Genomic DNA, 4266 nt, shown 5'->3' on the forward strand with positions numbered 1-4266 from the left:
CACCGAGGCCCACCGCGGTGAGGTGGTTCACTACGTAATGACCGGCGAGAAGAACAAGGTCTACCGCTGGAAGGTCCGCGCTCCAACTTACAACAACCTGCCTGCTGTTCCGGAGATGCTCAAGGGCTATCATGTGGCAGATGCGCCGATAATCATAGCGAGCATTGACCCGTGCTACTCCTGTACAGAGAGGGTGCAGTTCGTGGACGTCGAGACGGGCAAGGTTAAGGTTCTGACCGAGGCCGAGTTCAACGAGCTCTCCATCAAGTACAAGGGGGTGTTCTGATGGCGGAGGAAGTTTCCTACAGCGAGAAGCTTAAGTCTTGGGACAGGATGAAGGTGGAGGGCTTCAGCAAGAAGGCCCCGGTTACCACTCCCTATCCCTTCACCGACATCGAAAAGCCGCCGGAGTTCAGGGGAATACCGCACATCAACCCCGAGAAGTGCATAGGCTGCGGCGCATGCGTCCAGGCCTGTCCACCAGATGCACTGATAATGGAGTGGGACAAGGAGCACGGCGTCAAAAGGCTCACCTACAACGCGGCGCGCTGTATCAGATGCGCCCGCTGTATAGAGGTCTGCCCGACCGGTGCCATGGAGCCAACGACGCGCTTCGAGATAGCCACGGACAACAAGGAAGACCTCGTTGAGGTTGTTGAGCACAAGTTAGCTTACTGCGAGGAGTGTGGAGAATACCTCGACTTCACGGAGAGGCAGATAGAGTACGTTAGGAACATCCTTCCGAAGGAAATCTTTGACACCTACGCCCTTGAGGACAGGATAAAGCTGACCCAGGAGGAGAAGATGCACAGGACGGTCGTTAAGCTCAGGGAGCTTGAGGGCAACGTCTACCCAGCCTTCATGCTTGTTGAGGAGGGAAAGGAGAAGAAGGGAGGTGAGGAGTGATGGGAAGAAAGCTAAAGTCCGTCTGGGTCTACCACGTTGACGCCGGCTCGTGCAACGGCTGCGACATTGAAGTCCTCGACGTCCTCAGTCCCTACTACGATGTCGAGAGGCTCGGTGTCAAGGTCGTCCCAACGCCGAGGCACGCCGATGTTCTCTTCATAACGGGGCCGCTCACGAGACAGACGAGGATAGCCCTCAAGAAGGCCTACGAGGCAATGCCCCCTAAACCGAGGATAGTGGTGGCAATAGGAACCTGTGCATCAAGCGGTGGAATCTTCTACAACAGCTACGCCCTCTACAACACCTCGCCCCAGCGCGGAAGGGACAGGCTCAGGAGCGGCGGGCCCGAGATGATAGTGCCCATTGACATGTACATACCCGGCTGTCCGCCCAGCCCGGAGGAGATACTCTACGGCGTTGCCCAGCTTCTCGGCATTAAAGAGAAGAAGATGAAGGGCGAATACTGGATAGCCCTCCCGCCGGGGGAGAGGTCTGGCAAGGAAAACGAGATAGAGTTCACAATACCCGACAGGCCGATACCGGTCCGCTACTGGCTCACGCTGAGGGAGGAACTTAGAAGGGTGGTCGGCTACTACGACCGCGACGCTGTCCTCAACGACTTCATAGAGCTCGTCGGAAGGGCCTTCGAGAGCGACAACCCGAGGGAGAGGCTCCACGACTTAGTAACTGGCTACTTCCTCAAGGAGAAGGACTCCAGGGTAAAGGTGGCCATGCGCTTCCTGGAGAACGAGTTCTGGCGCTTGGTGGATGAGTACAGGGAGTGGGGTGAGGCACTCAAGAGGAAGTACCCAGTCACCGCGGGTGTCTGAAGTGCCCTGGAAGCTCTACGTTTTCAAATACGAGGATTACCCGGAGTACTCCGCGAGGATAACGGGCCACTACGCCGGCGATATGCTCATCATAGAGGAGGAGGGCGAGCTCAGCGAGGAGGCCGTGAAGCTCATAAAGGAGACCCTCGGGGTAGAGGATGAGGCAAGGCACTTCAACATACTCCCCTCCCATGTGCTCAAGATACCGATAGAGAAACTGCCCGAGAACGACAGGAAGACCCTGCTCTCCGCCGCTGAAAAGCTCGACGCCGAGAGCAAGCTCCACGTTGAGTACCGCTACCAGCCGAGCTTCGATTGATTTTTATTCTTTCTCCACAACCTCTTCTGGAGGTGAAACGATGGACGCCAAGACCTTAGCAAAGGCAAAGGAAGAGCTCGTGAGAAGAATAAGGGAGTTTTACGGTGACAACCTGCTCTCCATAATCTTTTACGGCAGGCACCTGAGAGACCCGGGCTTTCCCGAGATAGACGTCGTCGTTGTGATAGACAAGCCTTACGACCCCGTCAAGATGAATCGCGTTGCCGACTTCGTCGAGAAGGTCCGCGACCCTATAGAGGAGAAGTACGGCTACCACGTCTCCTTTGAGCTCTACACGCGCGAAGAGGCAGAGAACTTCCACTCGGGCTACTTAGATGTCGTCGTCAACTACGAGGTGGCCTACGATAAAGACAACTACTTCCAGAACCTCCTCAGGGACATGCTGAACCCCGATAAGGCGATGGACTACGTCAAGTACCTGAGCACCATCGAGTACATTCCCGTTGACAGGGAGGAGAAGTGATGATAGGTGCCGTCTTAGCGGGTGGAAGGGGGAAGCGCTTCGGGGGCGATAAGTTACTCTTTAAAATTTCCGGGAAGCCTTTGATAAGTCACACAATCGAGAGGCTTAAATCAGCGGATTCAGTAGATGAGATTGTCATAGTGGCCTCTCCTGAGAACGCTGAAAAGCTCAAGGCCCTCGGCTACCGCGTGGTCGTTGACGAGCTACTCGTCGGGCCGATTGGGGGAATCTACAAAGCTCTTTCCCTCGGAGATGCATTCGTCGTTGCCGGTGACATGCCCCTTCTCGTTCCCGAGTTCGTTGACTTCGTAGTCAAGCGCTTTGAGCGGGCTAAAAAACCCGCCTGCGTTCCTAAGTGGAGCAACGGCTACCTCGAACCGCTACACGCGGCCTATTCCGGGGAGTTAAGAAGTTTCCTTGAGAAGAAAATTGAGGCCGACCAGTACGCGATAAACCGCGCGATAAGGGAGAGTGATGCCTGCTACATCGAAATCGAGAGCCTTCCGGAGGAGTGGAGGGAGAGCTTCTTCAACGTGAACACGCGGGAGGATTTGAGGAGAATCAGAGGCATTCGAGGGAACATCCCATAATTTTGACTAGGGCCAATATCCATTTGAATTTTTCAGACGCGATGCTCAGTAGTAGAACCTTATTTATTTTCTCAAGGCCTCTCTCACGAACTCTCCAGCTCTCAGGATTTTAACCTTTCTCCCGTCAAAACGATAAGTTTTCGTACTTTCATCTCTCATTTGAACAATGTGCTTCGTGTTTTCTGAGATGATATAATCCACCTTCTTGGCATAAGCAACGTCAAAGAACTTGGCATCGCTAGGGTCCTTCAGTTTCTTAAGAAACTCTGGATCGTTGGAGAACTTTCGCCGGGGACGAACCATGGTGCTCTTCTTTTTGACTAAGTTGAGAAGATGCAAGGCTAAAACTTCCCGCTTAGTCCCCTCGGCAACCTTCATGAGAGTATAGCTCATTTCCTCGTAAATCTCTCTGCTGATGTAGTTCTCAATTTCCCCAGAAACAAGAGCCTTGAGGATTCTCCATGAAGGCGAGTGCTTCGGGTTTCTCGACTTTAAGGCACTCACAAGAATCGACGTATCGAGAACTACCTTGATTTTAGCCTTGGACATTCAAATCACTCCAAGGCGTTTTAGCTTTGCCTTAATCCTCTCGAACTTTCTCAAATCCTCCTTAGCTTTGAGTAGAAGGTCCTCAACACTTCCCTTAAGCTCGCCAGAACTCTCAGCCCCTCTGAGGGCAATCTCAAACAACTCCCCGGGAGAAACATCCTTGGTCATGTTTTCAAATTCCCTCAGCTTTTCTTCCCATTCCTCCCTTCTCTTCATCTCATTAAAGAACCACACTATGTCTTCCGGCCTCTCGTGAATCTTTCTCGCGAGCTGGACAATCCACTCGCTAACGGAACGTCTGACATTTTCATCATTTTTGAGCATCCTTTCAATAGCCCTTACATCCGAGGCCATAACTACCCCAAATTGAATTCCTCGGTGAGTTATAAAACTCTATCGCTAAATCGCTAATCGAAAACTCCTTTATTTCTGTGGCAGTGTTAGCACCCCTCACTTTTTAAAATGAAAACTAATGGAAAGACACATCAAGAAATGCAAAAATTCGTGTTTTATTTGTTGGTGTCTCCCACAACTTTGCAATTGCGTGTTCTACTTCCCATCTCTTCTTCCGCTTCTCAGAATCCCCGC

7 protein-coding genes and 1 pseudogene are annotated in these 4266 nt (G+C 52.3%); 6 read left to right on the forward strand and 2 right to left on the reverse strand.

Features of this window, described 5'->3' with window-relative positions:
* The 6 genes and pseudogenes from hycE to mobA all read left to right on the forward strand — a co-directional run.
* A pseudogene (gene hycE / locus F7B33_RS06890) lies at positions 1–286 on the forward strand (hydrogenase large subunit); the annotation flags it as partial.
* Positions 286–906, forward strand: coding sequence for a 4Fe-4S dicluster domain-containing protein (locus F7B33_RS06895; protein ID WP_297073925.1), 621 nt, complete (start codon positions 286–288; stop codon positions 904–906). The pseudogene hycE and the gene F7B33_RS06895, both read left to right, overlap by 1 nt.
* The gene (locus tag F7B33_RS06900) at positions 906–1736 is read left to right on the forward strand and encodes an NADH-quinone oxidoreductase subunit B family protein (RefSeq protein ID WP_297073927.1); all 831 of its coding nucleotides are present in this window, start codon (positions 906–908) and stop codon (positions 1734–1736) included. Before F7B33_RS06895 ends, F7B33_RS06900 begins: the two co-directional genes overlap by 1 nt.
* A gap of 1 nt (position 1737) precedes the next feature.
* Positions 1738–2055 carry a hypothetical protein gene (locus tag F7B33_RS06905; RefSeq protein ID WP_297073928.1) on the forward strand — a complete coding sequence of 106 codons (318 nt, stop codon included), beginning with the start codon at positions 1738–1740 and terminating at the stop codon, positions 2053–2055.
* A gap of 40 nt (positions 2056–2095) precedes the next feature.
* Positions 2096–2539, forward strand: a complete 444-nt coding sequence (locus F7B33_RS06910) for a nucleotidyltransferase (RefSeq protein WP_297073929.1) — start codon at positions 2096–2098, stop codon at positions 2537–2539.
* The gene (gene mobA, locus F7B33_RS06915; protein WP_297073930.1) at positions 2539–3129 is read left to right on the forward strand and encodes a molybdenum cofactor guanylyltransferase MobA; all 591 of its coding nucleotides are present in this window, start codon (positions 2539–2541) and stop codon (positions 3127–3129) included. The genes F7B33_RS06910 and mobA overlap by 1 nt, the downstream gene beginning before the upstream one ends.
* 63 nt (positions 3130–3192) lie before the next feature.
* Here the strand turns inward: mobA and F7B33_RS06920 are convergent, their stop codons facing one another.
* Both F7B33_RS06920 and F7B33_RS06925 read right to left on the reverse strand, forming a co-directional pair.
* Complete coding sequence (locus F7B33_RS06920) at positions 3193–3678, reverse strand: putative toxin-antitoxin system toxin component, PIN family (RefSeq protein ID WP_297073932.1); 486 nt, start codon at positions 3676–3678, stop codon at positions 3193–3195.
* Complete coding sequence (locus F7B33_RS06925; protein ID WP_297073933.1) at positions 3679–4032, reverse strand: hypothetical protein; 354 nt, start codon at positions 4030–4032, stop codon at positions 3679–3681.
* Positions 4033–4266: the final 234 nt, after the last annotated feature.

Source organism: Thermococcus sp. (genome assembly GCF_015523185.1).
Classification (GTDB): Archaea; Methanobacteriota_B; Thermococci; order Thermococcales; family Thermococcaceae; genus Thermococcus.